The organism is Kitasatospora sp. NPDC007106 (assembly GCF_040634455.1).
In the GTDB taxonomy this organism is placed as follows: domain Bacteria; phylum Actinomycetota; class Actinomycetes; order Streptomycetales; family Streptomycetaceae; genus Kitasatospora; species Kitasatospora arboriphila.
Map to the genome: position 1 here is coordinate 1 of NZ_JBEYFP010001360.1, position 1,178 is coordinate 1,178.

Genomic DNA, 1,178 nt, shown 5'->3' on the forward strand with positions numbered 1-1,178 from the left:
GAGCGGCCGCGGCCGTGCCGCTCGGCCCCTGGGTGGAGTTCCGCCGCAAACGGCCCGTGCTGATCGCGGCGGACCTGGTGCGGTGCGCCGCGCTGCTGACGATCCCCACCGCGTTCGCGCTCGGCGTGCTCACCTTCGTCCAGCTCCTGCTGGTCTCGGTCGTCGTCGCGGCCGCCGACATCACCTTTCGCGCCGCCTCCGGCGCGTACCTGAAGACCCTGCTGCCGGCCGAGGACCTGCTCGTCGCCAACGCCCGGTTCGAGTCCACCGCCTGGACGACCACCATCGTCGGCCCCCCACTGGGCGGCGCCGCGATCGGTCTCCTCGGACCGGTGGCGACAGTGGCGGCCGACGCGGCCAGCTACCTGCTTTCGGCCCTCGGTATCCGCGCCACGGGCGGGACCGAGCCAGCGCCCGAACCCCGACCGGCCCAGCGCCTGCGGGCCCGCGACCTGCTCGACGGCTGGCGGTACATCCTCGCCGACCCGACGCTGCGCCCCCTGTTCTTCAACACCGCGCTGTTCAACGGCCTGGTGATGGCCGCGGAGCCACTGCTCGCCGTTCTCATGCTCGGCCGGCTCGACTTCGCAGCCTGGCAGTACGGCCTCGCCTTCGCCGTCCCCTCGATCGGCGGACTGCTCGGTGCGCGCCTGGCCCGACCCCTCGCCGCCAGGTTCGGACAACGACGGATCCTCGTCGCGGCCGGCGCCCTGCGCGCACTGTGGCCCGTGGGCCTCGCCTTCGTCGGACCGGGAACCGCAGGCCTGCTCCTGGTGATGGGCGTCGAACTCGGCCTCATCTTCTGCTGCGCGGTCTTCAACCCCGTCTGCGCCACCTACCGCCTCGAACGGACCCCGACCGACCGGACCACCCGCACGCTGTCCGCCTGGGCGGTGACGACCAAGGCCGCGACGGCCCTCCTCACCGCCGTCTGGGGCGTGCTCGGCGCCCTGCTCGGCCCGCGCACGGCCATTGCCCTGGCCGGCGTGCTCGTGCTGGCGACCCCACTGCTCCTCCCGCGGCGCACCCCTGCCCCGCAGCCCGAGCCGGTACCCGCTGCCAGCGGCGGCTGACGGCCACCACATGCTGTAGTCGCCCGTCGTCGATGCAGTCGCAGTAGAGGTCGCAGTGGCAGCCCGCAGGCCCGTGTCCGGCAGGCGGCCACCGACTGCCGGACA

The 1,178-nt window shown here is 73.9% G+C and carries 1 protein-coding gene; it reads left to right on the forward strand.

The window, feature by feature from the left end:
• On the forward strand, nucleotides 1-1,073 hold a 1,073-nt coding region (locus ABZ641_RS38485), incomplete at its 5' end, for an MFS transporter (RefSeq protein ID WP_359989327.1).
• Nucleotides 1,074-1,178: the final 105 nt, after the last annotated feature.